The organism is Holdemanella sp., assembly GCF_056804935.1.
Genome location: NZ_DBMEXE010000222.1, coordinates 1 through 1,471, shown reverse-complemented (window position 1 = coordinate 1,471; position 1,471 = coordinate 1). Strand labels below are relative to the sequence as shown.

2 protein-coding genes are annotated in these 1,471 nt (G+C 32.4%); both read left to right on the top strand.

Annotation, left to right across the window (positions count from 1 at the left end; all coding sequences use genetic code 11):
• Positions 1-206: hypothetical protein (locus tag ACZQCL_RS08535; RefSeq protein WP_482482794.1), on the top strand; the 206-nt coding region annotated here is incomplete at its 5' end.
• A partial coding sequence (locus tag ACZQCL_RS08530) for an FHA domain-containing protein (RefSeq protein ID WP_482482792.1) occupies positions 203-1,471 on the top strand: 1,269 nt, incomplete at its 3' end. The genes ACZQCL_RS08535 and ACZQCL_RS08530, both read left to right, overlap by 4 nt.

Below are 1,471 nucleotides of genomic sequence, written 5' to 3'. Positions count from 1 at the left end.
TAGTCAATGGTAAGTGTGTACAGATTGAAAAAGATGTGGTGGGACATGATTTTGTCGAGATTTCGTTAAAAAAGAAAAAGACTTCAATTGAGATAAAGACAAAGCATCGCAAAGTATTAAAAAAAGAAGAAATCAAAAGGTCAGCTGTGAGAATCACCTCTATACAGAAAATAAGGATGTGGCTCAAACAAATCTTTAAATTATGATCAAACTATGGGTATACACAGATAAATCCTGCCACTACTTTGATTTGAACAGCGCAAAGTCATTTTCAAAGTACTTCTTTGAAAAAAGAAGGAATGGTGTGTGTATCGTATGGAATCAATCTAAAAAAATATTGAGATATGGCGAATCGTGTATTCTAGGTAAAGTTTTATTTTATTTAGAAGAAATAGAAAGTACAATGTGCCATTTTCCAATTTCTAAAAAGATAAAGGTTGGAAGAAGTGAAGCATGTGATATTCAATTATGTACAAATGGAGTGTCTAGGTATCATTTTCAAATTGAAGAAGGTGTATTACAGGATTTTGATAGTTTGAACGGTACGTATGTCAATTCGAAACGAGTTAAAAGATGCAGCCTTTGTATGCAGGATGAAATTGTGTTTGCGAACATTCGCATGATTTATTTTAAAAACTATGTGCTTTTGGATATGGTCAATAATCCTTATAGTAATGTAGAGCTAGATTGTAAAAATGCAGTATATTATCCGTCCTGTTTAAATGTTGAAATGCCAAAGGTTCAAAAATTTGATATTCAGATGCCACAAATTATGCGTACAGTTCAAAAACAAAGTCTTTTTAGTGCGATAGGACCGAGTTGTATGATCGCAAGTTCTGGTTTTATCTCGTCCATTTTGATTGGGTATCTTCAAAAACAAAGAATAGAATCACTCTTCACAAGTATGATCAGCTCTTTGACAATGGCATTTACTTTTATGGTGTATGGCCTTTACAACCGGAATTATCAATACAAATTAAGTGTAAAAGAGAGCACAAAAAGTATCGATATGTATAATGCCTACATAGAGAAGATGTATGAAAAGGGTGTTATATCTAAAGGTACATTTAAAAAGCAGATGGATGAATATATTACTAAATATATAGATACATATCAACACGAAAACAGAGATGTGATCTATGTCGGGTGTGCATACAATGCGTGGTGCAAAATAAGTTATCGTGAAGTTTCGTATGAATATGCACTTGATGAGTTGATGCAGAAAAGAGAACAGTTAATTTCAAATTTAAATCAATTTGTACAAGTTCCTATATTTTTGAGACATGGAGAGGTTTGTTGGATTCAAGGCGATGTGAAGGCAAGTATTATTTTATTTGAAAATTATTTGTGGTATTCCAAACAAAAACGTAAATGGGTATGGCTTCAGGAGTTTGATGGAATGAAACAAATTCTTTTAAATCCCTATTGTGCTATTTGTGAAAAAATCGATGCCGATACAATTGTCGTTGAT